This window comes from Nocardia sp. NPDC058480 (assembly GCF_042720495.1).
GTDB lineage: Bacteria > Actinomycetota > Actinomycetes > Mycobacteriales > Mycobacteriaceae > Nocardia.
This window is the reverse complement of the sequence record NZ_JBHXMN010000001.1, coordinates 212,230-237,309: the sequence shown is the minus strand read 5'-3', so window position 1 is coordinate 237,309 and position 25,080 is coordinate 212,230. Positions and strand designations below refer to the sequence as shown.

The 25,080-nt window shown below is 69.3% G+C and carries 20 protein-coding genes; 8 read left to right on the top strand and 12 right to left on the bottom strand.

Features of this window, described 5'->3' with window-relative positions:
- Positions 1 to 60: 60 nt before the first annotated feature.
- The 4 genes from ACFWO8_RS01090 to ACFWO8_RS01075 are packed head-to-tail and all read right to left on the bottom strand — an operon-like array spanning position 61 to position 6,126.
- A complete protein-coding gene (locus tag ACFWO8_RS01090; RefSeq protein ID WP_378940465.1) occupies positions 61 to 3,666 on the bottom strand; it encodes an ABC transporter ATP-binding protein in 3,606 nt (1,201 codons plus the stop codon).
- Positions 3,666 to 4,451, bottom strand: a complete 786-nt coding sequence (locus tag ACFWO8_RS01085) for an ABC transporter permease (RefSeq protein WP_378940464.1) — start codon at positions 4,449 to 4,451, stop codon at positions 3,666 to 3,668. Before ACFWO8_RS01085 ends, ACFWO8_RS01090 begins: the two co-directional genes overlap by 1 nt.
- Positions 4,448 to 5,410: an ATP-binding cassette domain-containing protein gene (locus ACFWO8_RS01080; protein WP_378940463.1), complete on the bottom strand. Its 963-nt coding sequence runs from the start codon at positions 5,408 to 5,410 to the stop codon at positions 4,448 to 4,450. The genes ACFWO8_RS01085 and ACFWO8_RS01080 overlap by 4 nt, the downstream gene beginning before the upstream one ends.
- Entirely contained in the window at positions 5,407 to 6,126 is a 720-nt protein-coding gene (locus tag ACFWO8_RS01075; RefSeq protein ID WP_378943012.1) for a hypothetical protein, read from the bottom strand. The genes ACFWO8_RS01080 and ACFWO8_RS01075 overlap by 4 nt, the downstream gene beginning before the upstream one ends.
- Positions 6,127 to 6,301: 175 nt before the next feature.
- Between ACFWO8_RS01075 and ACFWO8_RS01070 the strand changes: the two genes are divergently transcribed.
- Entirely contained in the window at positions 6,302 to 7,096 is a 795-nt protein-coding gene (locus ACFWO8_RS01070) for an enoyl-CoA hydratase/isomerase family protein (protein WP_378940462.1), read from the top strand.
- A 78-nt stretch (positions 7,097 to 7,174) separates the two neighbouring features.
- Positions 7,175 to 8,425 carry a class I adenylate-forming enzyme family protein gene (locus ACFWO8_RS01065; RefSeq protein ID WP_378940461.1) on the top strand — a complete coding sequence of 417 codons (1,251 nt, stop codon included), beginning with the start codon at positions 7,175 to 7,177 and terminating at the stop codon, positions 8,423 to 8,425.
- Here the strand turns inward: ACFWO8_RS01065 and ACFWO8_RS01060 are convergent, their stop codons facing one another.
- Positions 8,426 to 9,169, bottom strand: a complete 744-nt coding sequence (locus ACFWO8_RS01060; RefSeq protein ID WP_378940460.1) for a tyrosine-protein phosphatase — start codon at positions 9,167 to 9,169, stop codon at positions 8,426 to 8,428.
- A 314-nt stretch (positions 9,170 to 9,483) separates the two neighbouring features.
- Here ACFWO8_RS01060 and ACFWO8_RS01055 point away from each other — a divergent pair, with 314 nt between their 5' ends.
- The gene (locus tag ACFWO8_RS01055; protein ID WP_378940459.1) at positions 9,484 to 10,020 is read left to right on the top strand and encodes a TetR family transcriptional regulator; all 537 of its coding nucleotides are present in this window, start codon (positions 9,484 to 9,486) and stop codon (positions 10,018 to 10,020) included.
- A 45-nt stretch (positions 10,021 to 10,065) separates the two neighbouring features.
- Positions 10,066 to 11,244 (top strand): amino acid deaminase/aldolase, encoded by a 1,179-nt coding sequence (locus ACFWO8_RS01050; protein WP_378940458.1) that lies wholly within the window; start codon positions 10,066 to 10,068, stop codon positions 11,242 to 11,244.
- 7 nt (positions 11,245 to 11,251) lie between these two features.
- Here the strand turns inward: ACFWO8_RS01050 and ACFWO8_RS01045 are convergent, their stop codons facing one another.
- Both ACFWO8_RS01045 and ACFWO8_RS01040 read right to left on the bottom strand, forming a co-directional pair.
- On the bottom strand, positions 11,252 to 11,872 hold the full coding sequence (locus tag ACFWO8_RS01045; protein WP_378940457.1) for a phosphoribosyltransferase: 621 nt from the start codon (positions 11,870 to 11,872) through the stop codon (positions 11,252 to 11,254).
- An 11-nt stretch (positions 11,873 to 11,883) separates the two neighbouring features.
- Positions 11,884 to 12,741 (bottom strand): carbon-nitrogen hydrolase family protein, encoded by an 858-nt coding sequence (locus ACFWO8_RS01040; protein ID WP_378940456.1) that lies wholly within the window; start codon positions 12,739 to 12,741, stop codon positions 11,884 to 11,886.
- A gap of 62 nt (positions 12,742 to 12,803) precedes the next feature.
- Between ACFWO8_RS01040 and ACFWO8_RS01035 the strand changes: the two genes are divergently transcribed.
- Positions 12,804 to 14,606: a DEAD/DEAH box helicase gene (locus ACFWO8_RS01035; RefSeq protein ID WP_378940455.1), complete on the top strand. Its 1,803-nt coding sequence runs from the start codon at positions 12,804 to 12,806 to the stop codon at positions 14,604 to 14,606.
- Positions 14,607 to 14,740: 134 nt separating this feature from the next.
- Entirely contained in the window at positions 14,741 to 18,667 is a 3,927-nt protein-coding gene (locus ACFWO8_RS01030) for an AAA domain-containing protein (RefSeq protein ID WP_378940454.1), read from the top strand.
- 10 nt (positions 18,668 to 18,677) lie between these two features.
- Here ACFWO8_RS01030 and ACFWO8_RS01025 read toward each other — a convergent pair whose 3' ends face one another.
- The 4 genes from ACFWO8_RS01025 to ACFWO8_RS01010 are packed head-to-tail and all read right to left on the bottom strand — an operon-like array spanning position 18,678 to position 21,695.
- Complete coding sequence (locus ACFWO8_RS01025; RefSeq protein ID WP_378940453.1) at positions 18,678 to 19,382, bottom strand: ESX secretion-associated protein EspG; 705 nt, start codon at positions 19,380 to 19,382, stop codon at positions 18,678 to 18,680.
- The gene (locus ACFWO8_RS01020) at positions 19,379 to 20,680 is read right to left on the bottom strand and encodes a hypothetical protein (RefSeq protein WP_378940452.1); all 1,302 of its coding nucleotides are present in this window, start codon (positions 20,678 to 20,680) and stop codon (positions 19,379 to 19,381) included. The genes ACFWO8_RS01025 and ACFWO8_RS01020 overlap by 4 nt, the downstream gene beginning before the upstream one ends.
- The gene (locus tag ACFWO8_RS01015) at positions 20,673 to 21,071 is read right to left on the bottom strand and encodes a hypothetical protein (RefSeq protein WP_378940451.1); all 399 of its coding nucleotides are present in this window, start codon (positions 21,069 to 21,071) and stop codon (positions 20,673 to 20,675) included. The genes ACFWO8_RS01020 and ACFWO8_RS01015 overlap by 8 nt, the downstream gene beginning before the upstream one ends.
- Positions 21,072 to 21,089: 18 nt before the next feature.
- Positions 21,090 to 21,695, bottom strand: a complete 606-nt coding sequence (locus ACFWO8_RS01010; RefSeq protein WP_378940450.1) for an alpha/beta hydrolase — start codon at positions 21,693 to 21,695, stop codon at positions 21,090 to 21,092.
- Between the two features lie 161 nt (positions 21,696 to 21,856).
- Between ACFWO8_RS01010 and ACFWO8_RS01005 the strand changes: the two genes are divergently transcribed.
- A complete protein-coding gene (locus ACFWO8_RS01005; protein WP_378940449.1) occupies positions 21,857 to 22,771 on the top strand; it encodes an SMP-30/gluconolactonase/LRE family protein in 915 nt (304 codons plus the stop codon).
- A gap of 131 nt (positions 22,772 to 22,902) precedes the next feature.
- Here the strand turns inward: ACFWO8_RS01005 and ACFWO8_RS01000 are convergent, their stop codons facing one another.
- On the bottom strand, positions 22,903 to 23,703 hold the full coding sequence (locus ACFWO8_RS01000; RefSeq protein ID WP_378940448.1) for a hypothetical protein: 801 nt from the start codon (positions 23,701 to 23,703) through the stop codon (positions 22,903 to 22,905).
- Positions 23,704 to 23,902: 199 nt separating this feature from the next.
- Between ACFWO8_RS01000 and ACFWO8_RS00995 the strand changes: the two genes are divergently transcribed.
- Positions 23,903 to 25,075, top strand: coding sequence for an acyl-CoA dehydrogenase family protein (locus ACFWO8_RS00995; RefSeq protein WP_378940447.1), 1,173 nt, complete (start codon positions 23,903 to 23,905; stop codon positions 25,073 to 25,075).
- Positions 25,076 to 25,080 lie beyond the last annotated feature (5 nt).

Genomic DNA, 25,080 nt, shown 5'->3' with positions numbered 1-25,080 from the left:
TCAGCGGATGGCTGCCGATGCGCCCTCACCGAGCATATGCCCAGCGGTTGACAGGCGTCGCTACCGGTCTTGGGTCGACACTATGCCCTCTGCCTCCAGCCCCGCCGCCCAGAGTCGGGAGTAGTTGCCGTTACTGGCGAGTAGGTCTGACGGTGCGCCGAATTCCACGATACGGCCGTGTTCGACCACAGCGACCAGATCGGCGCGCGCCGCTGTCGCGAGCCGATGCGCGACCACGACGGTGGTGCGGCCTCGCGCCAGCGATCGGCTCGCTACCAGCACCGATGCCTCGGTTTCCGGGTCAAGTGTCGACGTCGCCTCGTCGAGCAGGAGCAGGTCGGGATCGACCAGTTCGGCCCTGGCCAGCGCGATCAACTGGCGTTGCCCGGCAGACAGCCCGCGTCCGCGTTCACCCACCGGATGGTGCATTTTCCTGGGTAAACCGTCGATCATTTCCGTCGCCCCGACATTGTCGGCGGCGATCGCGATGTCCACTGATGTGGCAAATGTTTGCCCGAATGCAATGTTGCTCGCCACGTCGCCGGTGAACAAGTGAACTTCTTGTGGCACGATTCCCAGCCGCTTCCGGTAGTCGGTGAGGACATATTTACGAAGATCGACACCGTCGACCCGGATCGCGCCCGCCGCCGACTCTGGTGGGAGGTCGTAGAGGCGGGCCAGCAGCTTCACGATCGTCGATTTGCCCGCGCCGGTCGGGCCGACGAGTGCCAGGGTCGCGCCAGGGGGGACGGTGAAGCTCACGCCGTCGAGGGCGGGTGCGCTCGCGCCGGGGTAGAGAAATCCGACGTCGTCGAAGACGATCTCGCCGTGTAGCCGGTCGATGGGAACCGCGTCGGGCGGATCGGCGGCGATCGACGACGTGGTGCGCAGCAGCTCGCCGATGCGCCGCAGACCGACTCTGGCCTGCTGATAACCGTCGAAGACCTGGGACAGCTCCTGAATGGGACTGAACAACAGACCCAGGTAGAGCACGAAGGCGACGAGTGTTCCGGTGCTCGTGCGCCCGTCGGCGACGGCGTTGGCGCCGAGATAGACCACGACGGCCAAGGCCAGGTCGGCCCAGGCCAGGCCGAAAGAGAAGTAGGCCGCGATCGCGCGCTGGGCCCGGATCCTGGCATCGCGATAGCGGTGGGAGTATTCGGCGAAGCGGCGCGCGGCGGTCGGCTCGTTGCGGGCGGCCTGCACGGCGCGCAGGCCCGCGATGTTCTCCTGGAATCCGGCATTGACCGCCGAGACTCGTTCCCGCGAGACGGTGTAGGCCACCGAGGACACCCGCCGGAAGGCCAGGGTGGCCAGCAGCATCGGCGCCACGGCGACCAGCACCACCACGGCCAGCCCGGCATCGATGAAGAACAGCCCGATGGCGACGCCGGTCAGGGTGATCAACGCGACCAGCCCGGTGGCGACCCCGGTTTGCAGGAACGTCGACAGCGCGTCGACGTCGGTGGTCATCCTGGTCATGATGCGGCCGGACAGTTCGCGTTCGTAGAAGTCGAGGCCGAGCCGTTGCAACTGGGCGTAACTACGCACCCGCAGCCCGAACAGCACTCGCTCGCCCGTACGGGCGGTGAGCACGGTGACCGCGGCGCCGACCACCAGGGCGGCCGCGACCAGCCCGATCCCGATCACCGCCGAGATGACGAGCGCGGTGTCGTCGCCCGCGGTGACACCGGTGTCGATGGCATAGCGGACCAGCGGCGGGAAGGCGATGCCGACCAGCGCCTCGACGATGAGCAGTCCCACGACCACGCACACCAGCGCGCGAACCGGGCGCAGCAGTGCGCGGAGCCCGAAGTCGGGTTGGGGTGCGCGCAGGTCGCCAGCCAGTGCGGGTTCTTCGGTGGCCGGTGGCAGGGCCTCGACCGCCGCGCGTAGTTCCGGTGTCGCGCTGAGGTCGTTCGACGCCGACGACATCGACCGCGGTTTCCCCGCGTCGATGCGGGGCTCGGTGATCGTGGCCGCCGTCGGCACCATCGATCCGGTGGGTGCGGGCAGCCGGATGACGCGGTCGGCCTGGGCCAGGGTCGATTCGCGGTGCGCCAGGATCAGCGTGGTCCGTCCGCCCGGATCGGGCAGCCTGCGGAAGATCTCGGCCTCGGTGACGGCGTCGACCGCGGAGGTGGCGTCGTCGAGCACCAGCACGCGGGGCCGGGTGAGCAGCACCCTGGCCAGGGCGATGCGCTGACGTTGGCCACCCGACAGCGTCAGCCCGCGTTCGCCGATGACGGTGTCGTAGCCCTCGGGCAGCGCGGCGATGAACTCGTCCGCGGCGGCGGCCGTCGCGGCGGCGGTGATCTCGGCATCGGTGGCGTCGGGTCTGCCGAGCGCGATATTGGCGGCGATGGTGTCGGAGAACAGGAACGGATCGTCGAAGACGACACCGACCGCGCCGCGCAGCTCATCGGCGCGCAGATCCGCCAGGTCGACCCGGGTGCCATCGGTGCCGACGAGATCGATCCGGCCCGCGTCGGGGGCGTAGAAACGTGGCAGCAGCAGCGACAGCGTGGACTTGCCCGAGCCGGCCGGGCCGATCACCGCGACCGTCTCGCCGGGGCGCACGGTGAGATCGAGGTCCTGCAATACCGGTTGATCGGCCTCGAAACCGAAACTGACAGCATCGAATTCGATCCCGAGTGGTCCCGGCGGTAGTTCGGTGGGGTCGTCGGGATCGACGAGGACCGGCGCCGCATCGATCACCCCGAAGACGCGGTCGACGGCGGCTTTGGTGAGCTGAGCCATGATCAGCACCGAGGTGATCGTGCGGGCCGAGGACGTCATCGTGGCGAGATAGGCGGTGAACGCCAGGAAGGTGCCGATGCCGATCGCGCCGTGCGAGGCCAGCACCCCGCCGACGATGATCACCGCGACCAGCCCGGCCTGCGGCAGCGCCGACACCACGGGCGCGAACCTGGCATTGATCCGCGCGGCGCGCATCCGCTCCGCGAACAGCAGCCGGCCGTGATCTTCGAGGATGTCGACCATCCGGGACTCCTGCCCGAAGCCCTTCACCACCCGGACACCGGTCACTGTCTGCTCGACGTGTTCGGCCAGGTCGGCCGCGCGCTGCTGCGCCGACCAGGTCGCCGCGTAGAGCCGGGGCCGCATCCGCAACACGATCACCGCCATCGCGGGCGCGACCAGCAGGGCGGCCAGTGCCAGCGGTGGACTCAACCACACCATCACCACAACCGACAGCACGAACTGCAAAACCGCCAGCCCCGACCACGGCACCATCGCCAGCAGCCCCTGCACGAGCTGGAGGTCGGTGATCGACCGCGACACCACCTGCCCGGTGCGAATCGCGTCCTGGCCGGCGCCGTCGAGGCGCTGCAGGGCGGCGAGCAGCGAAATCCGAAGGCTGTGTTGCACTTCCAGTGACAGCTTGCCCGCCCAGAGCCTGCGCGCGAAGGTGACGACGAACCTGGTCGCGGCCAGCACGGCGAGCAGGGCGGCGGCACTGCCGATCACCGAGGTGTCGCCCACCTGGGCGGCGTCGACCGCGCGTTTGGTGGCCAGCGGCGCGGCGATCGCGACGGCGGCACCGGCCAGCACCGAGACCGCGATGCCCGCCAGCAGCCGGGGATGTTCCAGGCACAGGCGCCACAGCCTGCGGACCCACCCGGACGAACCCGCGGTGGCAGGCACTACAGGTCTCGGTTGCGCAGGTCCCACCACCCCACGACGCCGACCGCTGCGGTCCACAGCACCAGCACCACCAGTGCCGCCGGTGTCGGCGCGAAGACCGCGGCCTCGTCGAACGAGCCCGCGCTCACCCCGGCCACCGTGGCCGAGACGGGCAGCAGCGCGGCGAATCCGCCCGCACCGAAACCCTTGGCCACCACCCAGATCAGTGGTTCGAGCGCGAAGGCCCAGCCGAGCACCAGCCACACGGCGCCGCTGAAGGTGCGCAGCAGCAGTCCGACACCCGCGCCGAGCACCGCCCAGCACATGGCCACGAGCAGCCCGGCGCCGAGCACCTCGATCAGCTGCCAGCCGAGTTCGAATTTCCCGCGCGCCGCGACCAGCAGCACCAGGAAGCTCACCAGTTCGGCGGCCAGCGCGAGCGCGAACGCGAAGGCGGCGACGGCGACGTATTTCGCGGTGACCAGCCGGTCGCGATCGGGCGCGAACAGCACGGTCAGCGCCATGGTCTTATGCCGGTACTCGCCGCCGGTCGAGGCGATGCCGAGCAGTGCGGCGACCACGAAGACCGCGATCATCCCGAGGTAGAGACCGATCGTGGCGGCACCGGTCGCGGGCTGACCCTTCGGATCGACCGGTCCCGACATGATCGCGGTGATCAGTGTTCCGACCAGCGCCAGCGCCACCGGCGCGGCCAGCAGCAGCCGGGTTTGCCGCAGCGCGACGACCTTGCGCGCCTCGGTGTCGATACCGGGAACGAGATCGGCGGGGATCACGGAGCTGGTCATCGGGGCATCCCATACGAGGTCGGCGCCGGGGCGTACGCGGCGGGATTCGGCGTGGGCACGGTGTGCCGGTGACGGCGCGGTTTGGTCAGCGAGGCGAGTACCCGATCGGGGTGGATGGGGTCGGCGACAATACTGCCGAGCCGTACCTGCGCGAGCTCGGCGATCGAGCGGATGGTCGCCTCGCTCGCCTCGGCGACGGCCAGGCGGCCGTCGGGTCGCATGACCGCGTCGGTGAATCCGTGGCTTGCCAGCGCGGTCGCCAGCGCGATGGACGGGGACGCGGCGACAACGAGCCGGTCGGGATGGCCGCGGCGGAGCTTGGCCGGTGTGCCCTGCCAGACGACAGTGCCCTCGCTGAGCACCACGAGTTGATCGGCGCTCGGCACCACATCGGCCAGCGCGTCCGAACTCACCAGCACGGTGCCACCGCGGGTCACGTGACGGCGCAGCAGATCGTGCAGCCAGCCGCGTTCGATGCCGTTCGCACCCGAGAACAGATCGTCGAGCACGAGCAGCGGGGGATCGGCCAGTAACGCCATCGCCAGTGCCAAACGCGTCTGCTGACCTGGATGTAGCTGGGCCACAACAGTTTCGGCGACGGCGGTGAGGCCGGTCTCGTCGAGCACCGCGGCGACCCGGCGCCGGGACGCACCCGCGACCGGCGTGTAGCTCCACAGCTGATCGTGCACGGTGCGGGCCGGATGCAGTCCGCGCGGACTCAGCATCGCCCCGACCGCGGCCGGACCACGGTTGCCTGCCTCGATGCTGCCGGTAGTCGGCTGCTGTAGTCCCAGCACCATCCGCAGCACTGTCGACTTGCCCGCGCCCGCGGGTCCGACGAGCGCGGTCACCGAACCTGTCGGCACGGCGAAGTCGATCTCGTGGACCGCGCTCACCGGCCCGAACTGTTTGCCGACGCCACGCACCAGCACGGCGTCACGGCCGCGGGTCTTGCTCATTTCTTGTTCACCTTGCCGGTACCGATCGCGGGCAGCGGATCGGCATCGATCACGTTGTGCAGCGGGGTGGGCCACAGCGCGGGTGCGGGCCCGAAAGCCTTGTGCGCGTTCTCGATGGTGACCTTGCCCAGCGCCCGGTTGCCCGCGCCACCGATGGCGGCGCCGATTCCGGCGGGCAGCACCTTGCCCGCCATCAGCGCGACCCGCTTGGTGATGAACCGCTTCATGAACTGCTGCAGCAGTTTGCTGTTGATCCCGCCGAGGCCGGGGACCTTGCCCGCCAGCGCACCCGCCCAATTCTTCGACTGAGTGCTCAGCCCCTTCTGCACGATCGCCATTCCGGCGTCGCCGAGCACGACGGCGAGTACCAGCGCGCGCCGGGCTTCCTTGTTCTCGGGCTCGATGCCGTGCACCGCCGCCTGGGCCAGTGTGAACAGCGCCGACGCCTCCATGAAGAACACGGTCTCCGCGCTGACGGCCCCGAGCGCGGCGATCGTGCCGACACCGGGCACCGCCGCCGTGGCGCCGACCGCGGCACCGCTGCCGGTGACGGCGAGCAGGTACTGCTTCTCCAGCCGTGTCACGATCTGGGCCGGACTCTCCCCGGGATGACGCTCACGCAGGAACTCGACATAGCGGCGTACGGCCGGCGCCTGCAGCTTGGACCCGGTGTCGAGCACATCGACCACGGCTTTTTCGATCGCGTTCTTGAACACGGCGTCGTCCTCCTCTTCGCCCCAACGAGTCGAACTGTAGGGCACTTCCGTACCCCAGAGCTCATCATGCCAACGAGCACCGACAGCCCGCGGTTCCGTGACGTGCGTGAGGCGCTTCGTGCCGGTCGGTCCGACTAGCTCTGTCGGCTTCGATGCCGGGTTCTACGCTGAACCGATGAGTGGAAACCAGCCAACCCGACTGTCGCGCGAGTTCACCGAAGCCGGTGCCGAGTTCGCGACGATCACCATCGACCACCCGCCGCTGAACCTGTTCGATCGCAAACTCATCGCCTCGCTGACCGCCGATATCGCCGCGGTGAGCGCTCTGCCGCCGCGTGCGTTGCTGATCAGGGCAGCAGGCAAGGTCGTCTCGGGCGGTGTCGACGTGAACATCTTCGACGGCCGCACCGTCGAGGAGGGCGCGCAGCTGTGGCGTGAGCTGTTCGCGCAGATCATCCACCCGCTCGAGGCGCTGCCGTGCCCGGTGGTGTTCGCCGCGCACGGACTCACGCTGACCGCGGCCTTCGAGATTTCCCTCGCGTGCGACTTCATCCTGGCCGCACCGAAGGCGAAGTTCGGTCTGGTGGAGACGGTCGTGGGGCTGACACCGTCGATGGGCGGACCGCAGCGGCTGGCCGAGCGGGCAGGTTCGGGCCGCGCCCGCGAATTCGTGATGACCGGCGATCTCTACGACGCGGCGACGATGGCCGAGTGGGGCGTGGTCAACGCGATCCACGAGGATCTGGAAACCGCGGCTGGTGCGCTGGTCACCCGCCTCGCCGAAGGTCCGACCCGCGCGCATGCCGCGACCAAACAGATCATCGAGGCGTGGCGCTCCGGCGGTGTGTCACATGCGGATTCGGTGACACCGGAGGTCTCGGGCGAGCTGTTCGGCACCGCGGATCTGCGTGGCGCGGTCCGCAGTTTCCTCGAGGTCGGACCGGGTAAGGCGACCTATCGCGGCGAATGAGCACGCCGAGCGCCTGACAGTGGTGTGATCCACGTCATATAGTCACAGGTGCGGCTGTATCGACGTACGGAGGTCCGGATGGGTCATGGCGAGCACGAACCGGGCGCGGCCGTCTTCGAGTTCCCCGCCACCAGTGCGGCAACGCAGCTGCGGCGGGGCTCCGACGGCGTGCTGCGCTACGGCGACCTCAGCCCGGCCCTCACCGAGCTGCTCGACCTGCGGGTGCACTCGTTCACGAATCGGGAGGCAGTGGTCGAGGTCGGCGGCCCGCGCCTGACCTATCGCGAACTCTGGCACAGCGCCTCGCGGATCGCGGGCGGCCTGCAGGATCACGGCATCGGCTACGGCGATCGGGTCGCGGTGCACATGCCGACCAGTGCGCGCTGGGTGCAGGCGTTCCTGGGCGCCCTGCTCTCGGGCGCGGTACCGGTACTGGTGCCCGACGCCCTGCCCGCCGCGATCGCCGAGCGTGTGATCGCCGACAGCAGCGCCGATTTCGTGCTCGGTCCGGACGGACCGTTGCCCGACAGCACTGCCTACATCGATGACGGTGCGGCACTGGATGATCCGGCCCTGCTCTGTTATACCGGCGCCGCGGCTCGCCGGCCCGTGCCAACGGGTGTCGAGCTGACCAATGAGAATCTGCTCTCGGCGGTGTCGTCGGTGGTCGGGGCGCTCGGACTGCCTGCCGATGGGTTGCGCAATCTGGTGCTGTTGCCATTGGCTCATGCCAGTGGGTGCGTCGACCAACTGCTACCCACCTTCGCTGTCGGCGGCACGGTTGTGCTCGCGCCGGGTGCCCGCCGGCTTTCCGACGTGCTGGTGGCCGAGCGGATCGATACTGTCTCGGCCACGCCGCGGATCTTCGCGGGACTGGTGCCGGAACTCCTCGCCCGCCGTACCGGGGCCGGTGTGCGCCGGATCAGCAAGGCTTGTCACCGGTCCGAACGCGCTGCCGCGGCGGCTCCCGCCACTCTCGCCACGGCGTTGCGTGGGCTGTTTCCCGCTGCCAAGCAGTGGTCGGTCTGGGGGGCCACCGAGACCAGTGGCATCGGGCTGATGGTCGATGACACCGAGCTCGCCGACTCCGAGGCGACGCTCGGGTTCGCCTTCGGCGGAACGGAATTGGCGCTGTTCGGGCCGCAGGCGAGTGCCGGTCGCGGCGAATTGCTGTGTCGTGGGCCGAATGTCAGCCGTCGCTACCGGAACAACCCTGATGCCTCGGCCGCTCGGTTCAGCGGGAGTTGGTTCCACACCGGCGATTTCGTCAGTATCGATGCTGATGGATTGGTTCGGGTGGACCCGGGCCGCCGGGTCAGTGGGCTGTGATCACACCAGGCGGGACCGCAGTGCCTCGCGCAGGTTGCCGGTGAGGCCGACCGTCGCGAGGTAGGTCTCGATGTCGCCGTGGATCTCGCGGACCCCGGCGTCGGCGGTGCGTAGGTATTCCTCGCGTACGCCGAGCAGGTCCGCCGACAGTGCGTCGCCGTTGCCGATCTTCGGTTCCAGGAGTCTGCGCAGCGGCTCGACGGCCGCGTTGCTGGCCAGGAAGTCGGTGTACACGTCCTCTTCGGTGACGCCGACGGCGCGCAGCAAGGTGGCGACCGCCCAGCCGGTGCGGTCCTTGCCTGCCGCGCAGTGCACCAGGACCGCGCCGTCGCCGCGCACGATCGAGCCGGCCAGTTCGGCGATCGCGGTGTGTGCCTCGGGCAGGGCCGGGAAGGCTCGGTAGACCTCGATCATGTGCGCGAACGCCGAGGTGGTCTTCGCCTCGTGCGGCGGCGCCTCCTCCATGCGTGAATCGAACGGTGTCACGTGCAGGCGCACGTCATCGGGCAGGGTGTCGTGGCCGATGTGGTCGATCTCGACGATGCCGCGCAGATCGTGCACATCGGTGACGCCCCATTCGCGCAAGGTGTCGTGGCCCTTGTCGTCCAGACCGCTCAGTTGGGCCGATCGCAGCAGGACGCCGGGACGAACCGTGGTGCCGTCAGCGGTGCGAAGACCGCCCACATCGCGGAAATTGAAGGTGCCGCTGAGAGCGAACTGGTCGGCAGGAGGCGAGAGAGTCACCTGACCAGGTTATCGGCGACCCCGACGTCGCCGCGCCCGAGTTCGCGGATCGGACATCGGATGTGTTGTGTCCGTTCCGACGGTTGCCACTGTGCCGTCGCCCACACCTCGGGGCCTGACCAGGGCCTACTTGTACAATCGACCAGATGCGTGGATTCGGGCGCGGGGGTGCCGGATATCCAGGAATGCGACAAATTGAGGCCGTATGGTCGGTTTTTCAAAAGGTCGCATTCGGATAACAAAACAATCTTTCAGTCTGAAAAGGATGGCTGAACCAGTTCATGAATCCTGAAAATCTTCTAAGATCGAGCTCGGTGACCACCAAGCTCGCATCGCCGCGGGCAGCGATATTTGTTGCCGAGGAGTCGTCGTTGAGCGCCAGCCGTGAACTAACTGAAATTTCGCTACGGCCTGCCGTATGTGATGCCGTCGAACAAGCCGCCGCCAGTTCGGACGCTACCGGCGTTCGGGCACTGCGGGTGTTCTTGCATGCTGGGCTCAGCACCTACTGGCCGCTGGTGAAGGCCGCTCCCGCCCGGCGAATAGCCGCCTACGAAGCCGCGTTGCAGACCTTGCGCCTGCGGTGGGCGCCCCCGGGTGACCCCATCGGCGATCCGACCGCCGTCGCGATGTTCCGCGAGATGGACGACGAGGCCGCCGACTTCCTCGGGATGTGCGCGCGCCTGTCCGGCACGCAGTGGCTCGAGCCGGTCGATTCGGTGGCGAACTACCTCGTCTCGGTCTTCCACGGCGCGGTCCTGCGCTGGCTCGCCGACGGCAACGACGAGACCATCCTCGTGGTGATCGACGACCTGGTCGGCTGCCTGACTCTGAAGGCTGTCGAAAGCTGACCCGCAATGCTGGACGACTGACCAAATAGGTGGTTCAGTAGTCGGGTGACCCAGACGACATCGCTGCACCATCTGCACGCGGCGACCGCGGAGCTCGACCCGCCGCTGGCCGCCGTCGACCTGACCGCGCTCGACCGCAATGCCGCCGACCTCGTGCGGCGGGCGAACGGCATCGCGGTACGGGTGGCCAGCAAGTCGGTGCGCTGCCGGGCCGTGCTCGAGCGGGTGCTCGGCGACGGGCTCACCGCCCGCGACGGCTTCGCCGGGATCATGGCGTACTCGCTGCGCGAGGCTATCTGGCTGGCCCGCCTCGGCGCCCGCGACGTCCTGCTCGGGTACCCGGTTCTCGACCGGGCGGCCCTGGCCGAACTCGCCACCGCCCCGACCCTGCTCGCAGCGATCACGCTGATGATCGACGATGTCGCCCAGCTCGAACTCACCCGCGCCGCGATGGGCACCGACCTGGTCCACCCTCGCGTCTGCCTCGATGTCGACGCCGCCTTGCGCATCGGCCCGCTGCATCTGGGTGCCCGGCGCTCGCCGGTGCGCAGTCCCGAGCAAGCCGATGAGTTGGCCGCCGAAGCACGGCGGCGCGGGTTCGATGTGGTCGGCGTGATGACCTACGAGTCGCAGATCGCGGGTCTGCCCGACAGCAATCCGGCGGTGCGCGCGGTGAAACGCCTGTCCGCCATCGAAATCGGGCGCAGGCGCACCCGGGTGCTCGACGCGGTACGCGCGGTGACCGGCCCGCTGGAGATCGTCAACAGCGGCGGCACCGGTTCGATCGAAGTCTCGATCACCGATCCCGATGTCACCGAGGTGACCGCCGGTTCCGGCCTCTACGTGCCGACCCTGTTCGACCATTACCGCTCGTTCACCCCCCGCCCCGCCCTGTTCTTCGCCACTCCGGTCCTGCGTAAACCGGCCCCGACCATCGCCACAGTCTTCGCGGGTGGCTACATCGCCTCGGGTCCCGCCGGCCCGAGTCGCGTACCGGTTCCCGTGTGGCCCGCGGGTCTGAAACTGCTCGGCTCCGAAGGCGCGGGCGAGGTCCAGACACCCCTGGCCGGTGGCGCGGAACTCGAGATCGGCGACCGTGTGTGGTTCCGCCACGCCAAGGCCGGCGAGCTATGCGAACGCTTCGCCGAGATCCACCTCATCGATGAATCAGGAACGCGCACAACCGTTCCCACCTATCGAGGCGAAGGGCAGTGCTTCGGCTGAGATCGCCTCAACGCAGTAGCTCGATGACTTCGGAGTCCTCGAGCTGATGGAAATCCCGGTAGGCCATGCCGACTCCGCCCAGGTCGGCGGGCGTCCACAGGCAGACGAGTTCATCGCATTCGCGCTCGACCCGGCGCGCCGCCTCGGGTGAGGACACCGGCATGGCCACCACCAGCCGGTCGGGCCGCTGTGCCCGCGCCACCCGGCACGCGGCCACCACCGTCGCCCCGGTCGCCATCCCGTCGTCGACGATCACCACCGTGCGCCGCGCCAGGGGAATCGGCTCGCCGACCCGCAGCATCTCCTGCCGACGGCGTAGCTCGGCCCGCTCGGCCAGCTCCACCTCGTCGAAGGCCTCGGCGCTCACCCCGCTGCGATCGATGACGTCACGATTGAGTACCAGAAGTCCGCTCTCGCCGAGCGCGCCCATCGCCAACTCCGGCTGCCACGGCAGCCCCAGCTTGCGCACCAGCAGCACATCGAGTTCCCCGCCGATCGCCGCGCTCACCGCCGCCGCCACCGGCACACCCCCGCGTGGCAACCCGAGCACCAGCGGACGAGTGGCCCGCAGGTGCTCCAGGGCCGTGCCGAGGGCGCGGCCCGCCGCTGTGCGATCCGGGTACACCATCGCCTCGAACGCTACTCCGCTCCGGAAGCCTCGGAAATGGCGAAGCGTCGCAGCGACAGGCTGGGATTGGCGGTGCGCACCCTGGCCAGATGCGCTGGATCCACCGTCGCGGTGAGTACGCCGGGTTCGTCGCCGAGTTCGGCCAGCACCGTCCCCGCCGGATCCACGATCATCGACGCGCCCGCACCGCGCGGCGCGCACTGATCGGCCGCCGCCACGTACACCGTGTTCTCGATGGCGCGCGCCCGCAGCAGCGTCGTCCACTGGTCGACCTTGGCCGGTCCCGGAATCCACTGCGCGGGCAGCAGCAACACGTGCGCGCCCGCCGCCGCGACACGCCGACACCCCTCCGGAAATCGCAGATCGAAACAGGTCTGCATGCCGAACACCACGCCGTCGACAGCGAATGTCGCAGGCGCGACGAGCGGGCCCGCCGCCACCACATCCGATTCCAGATGTCCGAACGCGTCGTACAAATGCACCTTGCGATACACCGCCACGCGCGCGCCATCGGGCCCGTGCGCGACGAGCGTATTACTGATTCGTTGTGCCCCCGGTGATGGCAACTCCACCACCCCGGCCACGAGGAACACTCCGAATTCGGCTGCGAGGGCCGCGAGTCCACTGGTGAATGGACCGTCGAGTGGCTGGGCGATCGCCACCACCCGCTCATCGAGACGGGTCACAGCGAACATCGAGTATTCGGGCGCGAGCACCACGCGAGCACCCGCGGCGGCGGCCGTCCGCACGTGTTCGCGCAGGGTCGACAGATTGGTTTCGGGGTCGGTTTCGGGGGCGAACTGGACCGCCGCGATCCCCACTGTCACCGGCGTAAGTTCCTGATGTGCTGACCCGTCAGACAGTTGCATAGGTCTCACCGTATTCACCTGGTGGTTGGGACAGCTACCGCCAGGCAGTAAACTCGTGGTCAATGAGTACAAATGAGGTCGACAGCGTTCCTGCCGACAACGACAGGAACGACACCGGCCCGACTTTCGCCGATCTCGGGATCGATGACCGCGTCCTCGCGGCCATCGCCGATGTGGGCTACGAGTCGCCGTCCCCGATTCAAGCAGCGACGATCCCCCCGCTGCTCTCCGGGGCCGACGTGGTGGGCCTCGCCCAGACGGGCACCGGCAAAACCGCGGCATTCGCGATCCCGATCCTGATGAATCTGGACACCGCGCAGAAGAAGCCGAGCGCCCTGGTGCTCGCGCCGACTCGTGAGCTCGCGATCCAGGTCGCCGAGGCATTCGGCAAATACTCCTCGCACATCCCGGGTCTGCATGTGCTGCCGATCTACGGCGGGCAGAGCTACGGCGTGCAGCTGTCGGGTCTGCGTCGCGGCGCGCACGTTGTCGTCGGTACGCCCGGCCGTGTGATCGATCACCTGGAGAAGGGCACGCTCGACCTCTCGCAGCTGCGCTACCTGGTGCTCGACGAGGCCGACGAGATGCTCAAGATGGGCTTCCAGGAAGACGTCGAGCGCATCCTGCGTGACACCCCCAAGGACAAGCAGGTCGCGCTGTTCTCGGCCACCATGCCGGGCGTGATCCGCAAGATCTCCAAGCAGTACCTCAACGATCCGGTCGAGATCACGGTCAAGTCCACGACGCAGACCAGCTCCAACATCACCCAGCGCTATGTGCAGGTGTCGCATCAGCGCAAGCTCGATGCCCTCACGCGCGTGCTCGAGGTCGAAACCTTCGAGGCGATGATCATCTTCGTGCGCACCAAGCAGGCCACCGAAGAGCTGGCCGAGAAGCTGCGTTCGCGCGGTTTCTCCGCCGCCGCGATCAACGGTGACATCGCGCAGAACCAGCGTGAACGCACCATCGGGCAGCTGAAGTCGGGCGGCATCGATATCCTGGTCGCGACAGACGTCGCGGCTCGCGGCCTTGATGTCGACCGCATCTCCCACGTGGTCAACTACGACATCCCGCACGACACCGAGTCCTACGTGCACCGCATCGGCCGCACCGGCCGCGCGGGCCGTTCGGGCGAGGCGCTGCTGTTCGTGGCCCCGCGTGAGCGTCATCTGCTCAAGTCGATCGAGCGGGCAACCAAGAGCGCGCTCACCGAGATGCAGTTGCCGAGCGTCGACGACGTGAACGCCACGCGTGCCTCCAAGTTCGGCGACTCGATCACCGAGAACCTGTCCTCGGACAACATCGCGCTGTTCCGCAAGCTGATCGAGGACTACGAGGCCGAGCACAACACCCCGCTCGCCGATATCGCCGCGGCACTGGCCGTCGGTGGCTATGACGGCGACAACTTCTTCATGTCGCCCGAGCCGGAGCCCGCCCCGCGTCGTGAGCGTGACTACGATCGCGACCGTGAGCGCGCCCCGCGCCGCTACGACGACGAGGACCGCGCCCCGCGTCCGCCGTCGTTCAACCGGGAGAACGGCGAAGAACTCGCCACCTACCGGATCAGCGTCGGCAAGCGCCATCGTGTGGTCCCCGGCGCGATCGTGGGTGCCATCGCCAATGAGGGTGGCCTGCGTCGCAGCGACTTCGGCCACATCAGCATCCGGCCCGACTACAGCCTCGTCGAGCTGCCTGCCAACCTGCCCAACGAGACCCTGGAAGCCTTGCGGCGCACCAGGATCAGCGGCGTGCTGATCCAGCTGACGCCCGACCAGGGCGCACCGGCGCAGCGACTGAACGCTCGTGGCCCGCGCCGCGACCGCGAGGCGCGACCGCGTACCGAACGGCGCAAGCCGCGCACCTGAGTCCTGCTCGCGGGTACCGGGGCCGAGGTCAGGCGCGTTTCGCCCTGTCCGCGGGTAGTGCCCTGGTCTCTCGCAACGCTGGTTAAGGTGTTGGGCGTCGGGTGTGCGTGAACACAGGAGGGCCGCGCTTGTTCGTGTCCGGTGATCGGGTGGTCGGTGCCGTCGGCGATCTCGCGCGCGCGGCGAACTGTGAGTTCGCGGTGCTGCGCGGAATCGACGCCGCCCTCGGCAACCTGCCCGGGGTCCCCGACACGACCGCCCCGCTGGTGCGCACGGCCGAGCCGTCCGCCGAACTGGTCGCGCACTTCGGTGACAGGCTCGTCCGGATTCCGTCACCCGAGGCGGTCGGCGGGGACGCGGCTGCCCGGATCGCGGCGCTCACATCCGCTGCCGAGCACACCGCGCACGCGCTGAGTTCCGGCGCCGAGGCCATCTACGGCGCGGTGTTCTTCGACGGGCGATTCGCCTGCGGTGCAGATCTGGTGGTCCGCGCCGAGAACGAACCGCGATACACGCTGCACAGTGCCGTCGGACCGGCCGTAGTGGGTGTGCTCGGCGATTCTCGTGCTCGCAGCCGGGTGGAGTTCGATTCCGCGGCAACGGGTTTCCTGGGCGGGGCCCCGGTTTCGGTTGCCGCACCGACGAACTCCCCGCGTCGGGAGCTTTCGCAAGGCCAGGTCGGCTCGGCGTCCACAGATTCGGTGTCGTGGGCGGACGAGCAGACCGGCAGTCCCGTCGGGGCGATGGCCGTGCCACCCGCCGACATTCGTGTCCTGCGCCGCGAGTTGGCCGCCGGCCGGACGCCGTTCGAGCGGGTCGCGGCGTCGGTGCACGCGATCAAAGTCGATCCGGCGCGCGAATTGCTGTGCGCTCGTCTCGAATCGGCGGCCTGTGCGCAGGCCCTCGCCGAGCTGGGCAGGTCTGTCGATCCGTCGGCGTATCTGTGGACAGCCGATGGTGTGCGGCGTGACGTGACCGATGAACTGGCGCCGGTGTATTCGGCGCGGCGGGCTCGCGTGGAACTCATCATCGAGGACAAGCTGGCGGAACTGCTGCCCGTCCAGTGGGGCGACCCCCGCTACCTGGCGTGCGGGCACTGTCCGAGTTGCCGTGCGGCGGCGGCTACTGCGCGAGACCTGTTGTTGGTCGCGGGAATCCGCCCCACCCAGCGCGCCAGGCTGCGCGAGGCGGGCGTGCTCACGATCGACCGCCTCGCTACCGGTAACACCCCCGTCCCCGGCCTGGCTCCCCGCACGCTGACCGCGCTGCGCACACAAGCCGAGCTCCAACTCGTCCGCGAACGCACCGGTCGCCCCACCTTCACCCTCCGCGACGCGGCCGCCCTCGGCGCCCTGCCCGCCCCGTGCTCGGGCGACCTCGCGCTGGTCATCGACCTCGACCGGCACGGCACCATCACCGGCCTCGAGCTCGCCGATGCGAGTGGCATCGTCTTCCGGCCGGTAGTCGCCGGTGTCGACCAGCCGTACAGTGTGGGCTCCCGTGGTACCCCGGTTGATCCGATGGACACCAACGCGGTGGTCTTCGGGCCGAACGGCATCGAACCCGCGAATCCGGGCGGCTACCCCAGAGCCGAACCGACGCCCGCCGGCCACGGGCGCGCGGGCGGCGGTGGCGATCCGTCGGAGGCCGACACCATCGCCTTCGCACGCATCGTCATCAGCGACTCGGCCGATGTGACGGCGGCCGATTTACGTCCAGCCGGAACCCGCGGCCCCGCCGGCTTCGATCATGTGGTGGCCGGTGATCGGAGCGGTACCGGTGAATTCGGCTCGGCCGAAGCTGTCATGGAGCGCGCTCACGGTTTCGCGACCGCTTCGCCGTCGCAGGGCGGGGGCGTGTTCGAGGAGTTGCTGGAGATCATCGCCGAGCATCGGGCGGCGAATCCGAATGTGCGTGTGTACCACTACGGGTCGGATATCCGGACGGCGCTGCTCGATTGGGCAGGCCGGCTCGGAACCGGTGCCGATCTGCTGGATGAGCTGTTGGCCGATGGCGCGCTTGTCGACCTGGCACCGATCGTGCGCACCGCGCTGCTGATCGGTGAACAGTCCTATGACGCAGCGGGACTCGCCGCGTTGCTGCCGGATACGCCCGGTCGAGCGGCGACGGTTCTCGGTATCCGCGACTGGCTGCTCGACCGTGCGACCGACGCGGGAATCGCGGTGCCGGGCACTCGGTTCGCCGTCGCGGAATCGGATGTACCGCCCTCGCTGCACCCCGGCTCGCTGGAAGCGGCGCTCAGTGAGTTCGCCGCTGACGCGCAAGGAGATTCGGCGCGCGCCGCCGCCCTGACGGCCGCGGTCCTCGGCTACCACCGGCGGGAACGGCAGCCCCGCTGGTGGGCCCACATCGATCGGCTCGGCCATCCGGTCGGCGACTGGGCCGACGCGCCGGGCGTGCTCGTCGTCGAATGGGGCACCGTCGACACCAAATGGCATCGCACGCCGCAACTTCCGACGATGCGCCGCTACCTCACGCTCACCGGCAGGCTCGGCACGGGCGCCACGCTCACCCCCGGCACGCAGATGGTCACCATCTACGACGGTGCCGCCGCGGCGGGGATGACCCAGACGCTCGGCCGCCGTGCCACCGCTACCGCCACCGTGCTCGGGTGCGCCGTCGATCCGAACTTCGACGACACCGTCCGGCTGGAAGAACTGCTTCCGGCAGGCTGCCCGCCCTACGACGACCTCCCCGCCGCCATCGCTCCCGGCCCGCCCGATGGGGAGGCCGAGATCGAGGCCGCGCTGGAGTACACCGGCCAGAACCTGCTGATGAGCCTGCCGTGGGTACCGGAGAACGCGGTCTACGATTTGCTGCTGCGCCGCGCGCCACGGCTGCGCGACGGGATGGCGCTGCCGCAGCCCCGCGATGACCTCGGTGCCGTCCTCGCCCACGCGGTCGGCGCGCTGGACGCCTCGTACCTGGCCGTGCACGGCCCGCCCGGCACCGGCAAGACCGGGATCACCGGGCGTGCGCTCGAGCGGCTCGTCACCCGGCACAAGTGGCGGATCGGGGTGGTGGCGCAGTCGCACGCGGTGATCGAGCGGATCTTCGACGCGGTCGTCGAGGCGGGACTGCTGCCCGAGCTCGTGGCGAAGAAGGACGTTGCCTCGGTCGGCCTCGAATGGTCGGCGATCGACGCCGCGCGGTATCCGCGGTTCCTCGACAACGCGGTCAACGGTTGCGTGATCGGTGGTATCACAGCGGATTTCGTCGACGAGCGGCTGATCGCACCCGGCGCCCTCGACCTGCTGGTGATCGCCGACGCAGGCGAATGCTCGCTGGCCGACACCGTCGCGGTCGCGGTGAGCGCGCGCAATCTGCTGCTGATCGGCGACCCGGTACCGGCCAGGTCGCAGGCGAAACATCCACAGCCCGTGCAGGTCTCGGCCTTGGAGTGGCTCTGTGATGGGGCGGCGACCCTGCCCGTCGACCGCGGCTACTTCCTCGACCGCACCTGGCGCATGCACCCCGCGGTCTGCGAACCGGTGTCGGCGAGCTGCTACGACGGCCGACTACGCGCGGACGAGGCGATCACCCTGACCAGGGATCTGGCCGGGATCGCGCCCGGGGTGAGCACGGTGCTCGTCGAGCACCGTGGCAGCGCCACCGAATCCGACGCCGAGGCGCGCGAAGTGGTGCGCCGGGTTCGCGTCCTGCTCGGCGAAACCTGGACCTCTGACGGCGGCACGCGCAAGCTCCACCCGCATGACATCTTCGTTGTGGCCCCGTATGCCGCCCAGGTGGCGCGTATTCGAACTCTGCTGGCCCGGGCCAAGATCGAAGACGTGCTCGTGGGCACGCCCGACCGGTTCCGGGGTCGGGAAGCCGCTGTGGTCCTGCTGTCGATGACCACATCGACCCCGGCCGACGCACCCTTCGGCATGCGACCCCTGTTGTCGCGCACCGTCATCCACGCGACCCTGTGCCGAGCCATGTGGAAAGCCATCGTTATCCGCTCGCCCTTGCTCACCGAGTACCTGCCGGATACTCCGGAAGAGCTGGCCGACCTGGCAGGGTTCCTCCAGCTCGGTTAGCCGGGGGCAGTCATACGCTGCGGAGCAGGCGGCGCAGCCATTCGACGGCGGAATCGGGGGTGGCGGGGGTGATGTCGATATGTCGGCTGGCGTGGACGAGGTAGCGGCCGTCGCCGGTGAGGTCGATCCAGGACAGCACGCCCGTGGGTTTCGGGTCCGTGCCCGCCGCGACGAGGATCTGGCCGATGCCGCTGCGGGGGCGCTGTAGGAGGCGGCGGATGCGGGCGGCGTCGGACGGGCCGGCGACGGGGGCGGTCACCAGGTCGCGGCTGTCCTCGTCGACACGAGTCGCCGGCGCTGTGATGCGCGGTATGTGGCCGGGGGGCTGCGCCGGAAGCCGGGAGAACACCTGGGCCGCTAGACGTTTCGTGCTACCGACCTGAACATGGACCGAGCCGCCACGGTCGGGCGCGCTGCCGGGATCCTGGACCGCGAGGACCGCGACATCCGCGGTGACCGCGCCGAGCATCCGCACCGGTGCCGGCGCGTGGCCACACACCTCGACCCGGATCTCCGGTTTCGCCAGCACGCGCAGGGCGGCCGCCAGGTCGGCGTCGAGGGTGCGGGCGCACCAAGCGTCGAGCGCGGGTTGCTGGGCGGCGCGCTCGACGGTGTCGCGTGCCGACGCGCGGACGGCGAGCGGATAGGGGATCCGGTCGCCGTCCGTGCGTGCCCAGGTCAGCGCGAACTGGTCCGGGGTGAAGTGCCAGTTCACTCCCGTTCGGTCCACTCACCGAGCACGGCGGGACTGGTCGGATCCATCTTCCCGATCAGCGCGTTCACCTCATCGGCGGGCTCGAGATAGGTCGGCTCGTCCTCGAGGAACCGCAGGAACTCGTCGTCCTCGTCCTCGGGTTCGTCCACCGGCTGGGCAGGCCGCGGCCCACCGGACGCCCGTGCCTGATCCGCGGCGATCGCCCCACCCATCATGCCGCCGATAGCGCCCGCGCTCATCCCGGCCGCGGCCTCACCGCCGGCTACCGAGGGATCACGGTCCTGCCGCCCATCGCTCGCGGCCGAGGTCTCGGCCACCTGGCCGGCGGCCGAGGCCGTACTGGTGTCGGCCGGTGTGGGGCGGGGCCGGCTGCTTGCGGCCCTGCCGAGGGAACCTGGTGACGTGGCTGCCGGGGTGCTGCCCGCTGGTCCAGCCGTGGTGGTGCTCGCTGTCGCGGCGGGATTGGTCAGCGGCCTGCCCGGACCGGCGACCGCGGCCGGTGTCGTGGCGGCAGGGGCCGTCCCGCCTGTCGACAGCGCCGGGCCCGCGGCGTTGCCGTTGGCCGGGAGCGCGCCGTTGCTCGTCGATGCCGCGCCGGTGCTGCCGGCAACCGGCGGGGATCCGGCGGGCAGCGTGGCGGCGGTGACGGTTGCCGGTGTTGTCGTCGATGCGATGACCGCGGGCGTGGTCTGCGGAGTTGCGGCCACGGCACCCGACGGTGCGGCACCGGCAGCGACAGTTCCTGTCTCCGTGGTGATTCCGGTGAACGCGGGCACACCCGACCCGGTCGGCAGGAAGGCTCCGGCGTAGATCGTCTCCATCGCCCGCACCGCGTCGAGCCGAGCGTTCTCGGCCTCGCGGGTAATCGTGGCGTTGTTCGCCGCCTGCTCGGAGTCGAGGAGCGCGGCAGCCGGATCAGGCTCTGTCCCAGTGGGTTCCGCGACGGCGGTGCGAATGGACTCGGCGGCATCGCCTGCCTGGCTGAGCCGGACGCCGACCGCCGTCAAGACATCGGCGATGCGCCGACCCGCGTGCTCGAAGTCGCGCACGGCGTCGCAGGCCTGCTGGGCCGCGGCGCCGCGCCAGCCGTCGGCGATAGCGGCCCTGATCTCACCGTGTGCGATCTCGACCCCGTCACCGAGGCCGGTGGCGGTGGCGAGGAAGGTCTGCCCCGCGCCTGCCAGTGCCGCCGGGTCGAGTTGCCTTACCGCACTGTGGATATCGGCATGGGAGAGGTTGTCGAAGACCTCGACGACGGACACGTAGTCCGCGTCGATGCGGCCGGAAATGCTACGCATCGCCACCACCGGGAACCTCGATCGCGGCGACCGCGCCCGCCAGCGCCTGATCGGCGTCGCGGTAGCTCGCACCGGCGGCACGGAACACCGCGGCCAGCTCGCGCGCGCTGCTCGCGTAGGCACGCAGTTCGTCGAGTGCCTCGGTCGCCTTGGTCTCGAAGCCGGTACGCAGGGCACCGCCCGAGGCGAGTCCGCCGAAACCGGGGATCACCGCGGTCTGGCCGAGAACCCGCACCTGGGCGTCGACCTCATCGGCCAGTCGTTCGTAGCGCAGAGCGCACCGTTCTGGCGCGCCGTCGGCGACGAGCACTCCGTCGATCCACAGCCCACCCTCGTCGACGGCTTGGCCGAGAGCCGCCGTATTCGGCAGCCCCGTTCGGTTCGGTTGCACCGGTTCCCCCTTCGTCGTTCATCGCACCGCGGTGAGTACCCACTCCGCGATATCGGCCGCCACCCGGTGCTGCACCGGTTCGTGCAACAGGTCGTGTCCGGCGTCGGCGTACTCGCGCAAATCTACCGATCGGTGCCGTGCTGTCCATAGCCGGATTACATCGATGGGTGCCCGCCGGTCGTCCACGCCGTGCACCGCGAGCAGCGGAAGGCGGGGATCGGGTGCGATGTCGGCGACACGACGCGGAGTGCCGCACACGACCAGTCCGGCCAGCTCAGGATGGTTTTCGCGCGCAAGGTTCACAGCGGTCACCGCGCCGAGGGAGTGGCCCATCAACACCGGTGCGTCCGGATGATCGGCGCGGACGAGCGCTAGAAATTCCCGCGCGTCGGCGGTCAGCTCATCGATGGTGCCCGGCGCGTCGGGATCGCCCTCGCTCAGTCCCTGCCCCGAGGTGTCCAGGGTCCACAGCTCGATCCGGGCGGGACGCAACGCCGCGGCGAAGCGGTGGTAGTGCCCGCTGTGCTGACCGGTCCCGGGTAGCAGCGCCAGCCTCGCCGCGGGCTGGTCGATGGACCAACACCGGCAGTGGAGTCGTCCACGCGCGCTGTCGAAATAGGGCACGTGTCGATTATCGCCGCTGTACCGACTCAATTGTCATGGGGGACAGCGTCAGTACGTGTCGCTCCGTGACCGGAACCGCAGGTGACGTGGGCTGCACACGGTGGGCCCGCAGCCGTTAGACTTCGCGCGTCGAACTGGGTCAACAGAGTCGAGGGTGTCAGATGTTGTCGTTCCGCCGTTGCGTCGTCCGTGCTGTGGTCGGTGCGGCTGTCGTGAGCAGCGCCTCGCTCGGTACCGGTGCCATCGCGGGCGCCGCGCCGCTGTCGTCGTGCGGGCAGGCACGCCAGGACGTCGCGATCAGGTCGAGTGTGCCGCTGCTGGACTGGTCGGAGAACTTCGGCATCGACGCCCAGGGTGACCTGTGGGTTTCGCGGGTCATGCGCGGCGAGGTACAGCGCTACGACCGCGACGGGCGACTCACCGCCACCGTCGCCGTACCATCGCCCGGTGCGGTCCGGCTCGGTCCCGACGGACTGCTGTACGTGGTCACCGGCAACTCGCCGCTGGCCGGTTCGGGCGGCATCGTCCGCTTCGACCCGGCGGCAGCGCGCCCGAACCCCGTCGCGTTCGCGACCGGGTTCCCGCAGCCCAACGGTGCCGCGTTCGACGCCGACGGCAACTTGTATGTGACCACCGGCAACGGCCTGCACCGCTTGCGCCGCGACGGCAGCGAGGACATGGACTGGTGGTCGGCCGTCAGTGTCGACGGGCCCAATGGTGTTGTGGTGTCGGGTGATTCGGTCTACGTCACCGCGAACTTCGCCGGTAGCGGCGGCCCCGTCGGTCGCGTGCTGCGACTGTCACGCTCCAATCCGGGTGAGGCGAGCACCGTCGCCGACCTGACCTCGTTCGGCACGCTGCCCGATTTCGTCGACGACCTGGTCGTCCGCGACGGCGCCCTCTACGTCACGACGCTGGCCGGCCACCTCGTCCGGGTCGACCCGACCACCGGCACCGCCTGCACGGTTGTCGCCACCCAACCGCTGACCGCGGTTGTCGCCGACCCTGCCGATCCCTCCGCGTTGCTCGCCGGTTCCGAGGAAGGCACCGTTCTGCGAATCCGCCCGATCAGCTGATTCATCCGTCGACGCGGCTGTTCTGCCCGACCGGCTGACACAGCCGTCGGGGTGACCCGCCGATCTGGCGCACCGCTGTTCGATCGCTGAATTCGTCCGCGTCGACTGGGTGGATCGCCCGGTGAGTCGGCTCAGCCGCCGACGTTGGCCGCTGCCGGCGGGGCCGGGGGAGCGGGCTGGGTTGTTTCGGCCGGAGCGGGTGCCGGGGCGGCGGGAGCCTGCGAAGTCGGGGTGCCCGAGGAGGATTCGCCCGAGCCCGGGCTGACGGCCCGAGGTTCGGGAGCGGGCGGAGCCGCGGGGGCTTCGGGCAGCGCGACCGGCAGATCGGGCACGACGAACGTGCCGACGGTCGGGGTCATCACGCAGCGAGCGCCCGCGTAGTCGATGGTTCCCCACATCGAGGCGACCACCGTGCCCGCACCGCTGTGCACCGTCTTCGACAGTGACGGCAGGTTGAATTCGGTCTGGTCGTCGAGGCCGATGATGCCGCTCTGACCGTTGTTGACGTTGACCCAGGCGACACTGAGGCCCGATGCCAGCGGAACACCGGTGTGGCGCGGGCTCGCGCTGAAGCGGATGTCGCCCGGTGTCAGGCTCATCTCGGTGCGCGGGCCCGGTCCTTCGAACGTCGCCGCGGCGATGATCGTGGTGATCGGGCCGTTGCTGCCGCAGCCGAAGGTGGGGGCCGCGTAGGTGAAGGGGGTGAACTGCGTCGAGATGTCGCGCAGGGCATCGTCGCCGACGATGCTGGTGAAGCTCGCGATCGCACCGACACCGGCCTTCGTCGTGGCGTCGTCGCCCGCGAGGTGGGTGAGGTGGCTGATCGCGTCGTCGGTGGGCGTCGCGGCCGCGCTCGGGGCCAGCAGTGCCAGCGCGCTGATGCTCGCCGCGGTGACCGCCGCTGCTCTACCTGCGATGGATCTGCCGTTCACCCGTAACTCCTCGGTGGATGCTCGTACCCCGGATAGTCCGGTTCGTCTGGCAAGGTACCAGGTCGTCGCACGGGTCGCCGAGCCGCCGACCGCGTGGCGAGCGCCGCTGGGGCCGTCATCGGAGTGTGATGTAGTCGACACCGGGGATTACCGAAGGGTAAGTTTCTCTTCGACGGCTACGAGTGACTGGGAGACCCGTATGAAGTTAGCCCTGTCCCCTGAAGAGGTCGCTTTCCGCGACGAGCTCCGGCATTTCTACGCGACCGAGATCCCGGCCGCCATCCGTGACCGGGTGAAGCACGGCGAGGATCTGTCCCGCGAGGACATCGTCACCGCGAACAAGATCCTCAACGACAACGGCTTGTGCGTGCCGAACTGGCCGGTCGCCTGGGGCGGCAAGGACTGGACGCCGATGCAGCGCCACCTCTGGCTCGACGAGATGCAGCTGGCCTCGGTGCCGGAGCCACTCACGTTCAATGCCTCGATGGTCGGCCCGGTGATCGCGCAGTTCGGTTCCGAGGAACTCAAGCAGCGCTTCCTGCCGCCCACCGCCGCGCTCGACATCTGGTGGTGCCAAGGCTTTTCCGAGCCCGACGCGGGCTCCGACCTGGCTTCGCTGCGCACCACAGCGGTGCGCGACGGCGACTCCTACATCGTGAACGGCCAGAAGATCTGGACCACGCTCGGCCAGTACGCCGACTGGATCTTCTGCCTCGTGCGCACCGACCCGAACGCGCCGAAGAAGCAGGCGGGTATCTCCTTCCTGCTCTTCGATGTGAAATCGCCCGGTGTCACCATGCGGCCGATCAAACTGATCGACGGCAGCTATGAGGTCAACGAGGTGTTCTTCGAGAACGTCCGGGTGCCCGCCGATCAGCTCGTCGGCGAGGAGAACCAGGGCTGGACCTACGCCAAGTACCTGCTCGGCAACGAGCGCACCTCCATCACCGGCGTCGGCAAGACCAAGGTCAAGCTCGGCCTCGCGAAGGAATATGCCCGCGCGACCAGGACCGGGCGGGGCACGCTGCTCGACGACCCGGTGTTCGCGGCGCGGGTGGCCGAGCTGGAGAACGAGCTGCTCGCCCTGGAACTGACCCAGCTGCGGGTGGTGTCCAACTCGGTTGAGGGCAAGCCGAATCCGGCGTCCTCGGTGCTGAAGCTCAAAGGCACGGACTTGCAGCAGGCCGCCACCGAACTGCTGCTCGACATCGCGGGCGCCGACGCGTTGCCGGTGGGCGCCGACAGCATCGCCTCGCCCGCGTGGGCCCAGCACACCGGCCCCGGCTACCTGAACTACCGCAAGGTGACCATCTACGGAGGCTCGAGCGAGGTACAGCGCTCGATCATTTCCTCCACGATCCTCGGATTGTGAGGCAC

What these genes read in the sequence shown, in the direction of transcription:
- ACFWO8_RS01085 (WP_378940464.1), bottom strand. Translation starts at nt 4,451, where the DNA reads ATGACCAGCTCCGTGATCCCCGCCGATCTCGTTCCCGGTATCGACACC.
- ACFWO8_RS01080 (WP_378940463.1), bottom strand. Translation starts at nt 5,410, where the DNA reads ATGAGCAAGACCCGCGGCCGTGACGCCGTGCTGGTGCGTGGCGTCGGC.
- ACFWO8_RS01070 (WP_378940462.1), top strand. Translation starts at nt 6,302, where the DNA reads ATGAGTGGAAACCAGCCAACCCGACTGTCGCGCGAGTTCACCGAAGCC.
- ACFWO8_RS01065 (WP_378940461.1), top strand. Translation starts at nt 7,175, where the DNA reads ATGGGTCATGGCGAGCACGAACCGGGCGCGGCCGTCTTCGAGTTCCCC.
- ACFWO8_RS01045 (WP_378940457.1), bottom strand. Translation starts at nt 11,872, where the DNA reads ATGGTGTACCCGGATCGCACAGCGGCGGGCCGCGCCCTCGGCACGGCC.
- ACFWO8_RS01040 (WP_378940456.1), bottom strand. Translation starts at nt 12,741, where the DNA reads ATGCAACTGTCTGACGGGTCAGCACATCAGGAACTTACGCCGGTGACA.
- ACFWO8_RS01035 (WP_378940455.1), top strand. Translation starts at nt 12,804, where the DNA reads ATGAGTACAAATGAGGTCGACAGCGTTCCTGCCGACAACGACAGGAAC.
- ACFWO8_RS01020 (WP_378940452.1), bottom strand. Translation starts at nt 20,680, where the DNA reads ATGCGTAGCATTTCCGGCCGCATCGACGCGGACTACGTGTCCGTCGTC.
- ACFWO8_RS01005 (WP_378940449.1), top strand. Translation starts at nt 21,857, where the DNA reads ATGTTGTCGTTCCGCCGTTGCGTCGTCCGTGCTGTGGTCGGTGCGGCT.
- ACFWO8_RS00995 (WP_378940447.1), top strand. Translation starts at nt 23,903, where the DNA reads ATGAAGTTAGCCCTGTCCCCTGAAGAGGTCGCTTTCCGCGACGAGCTC.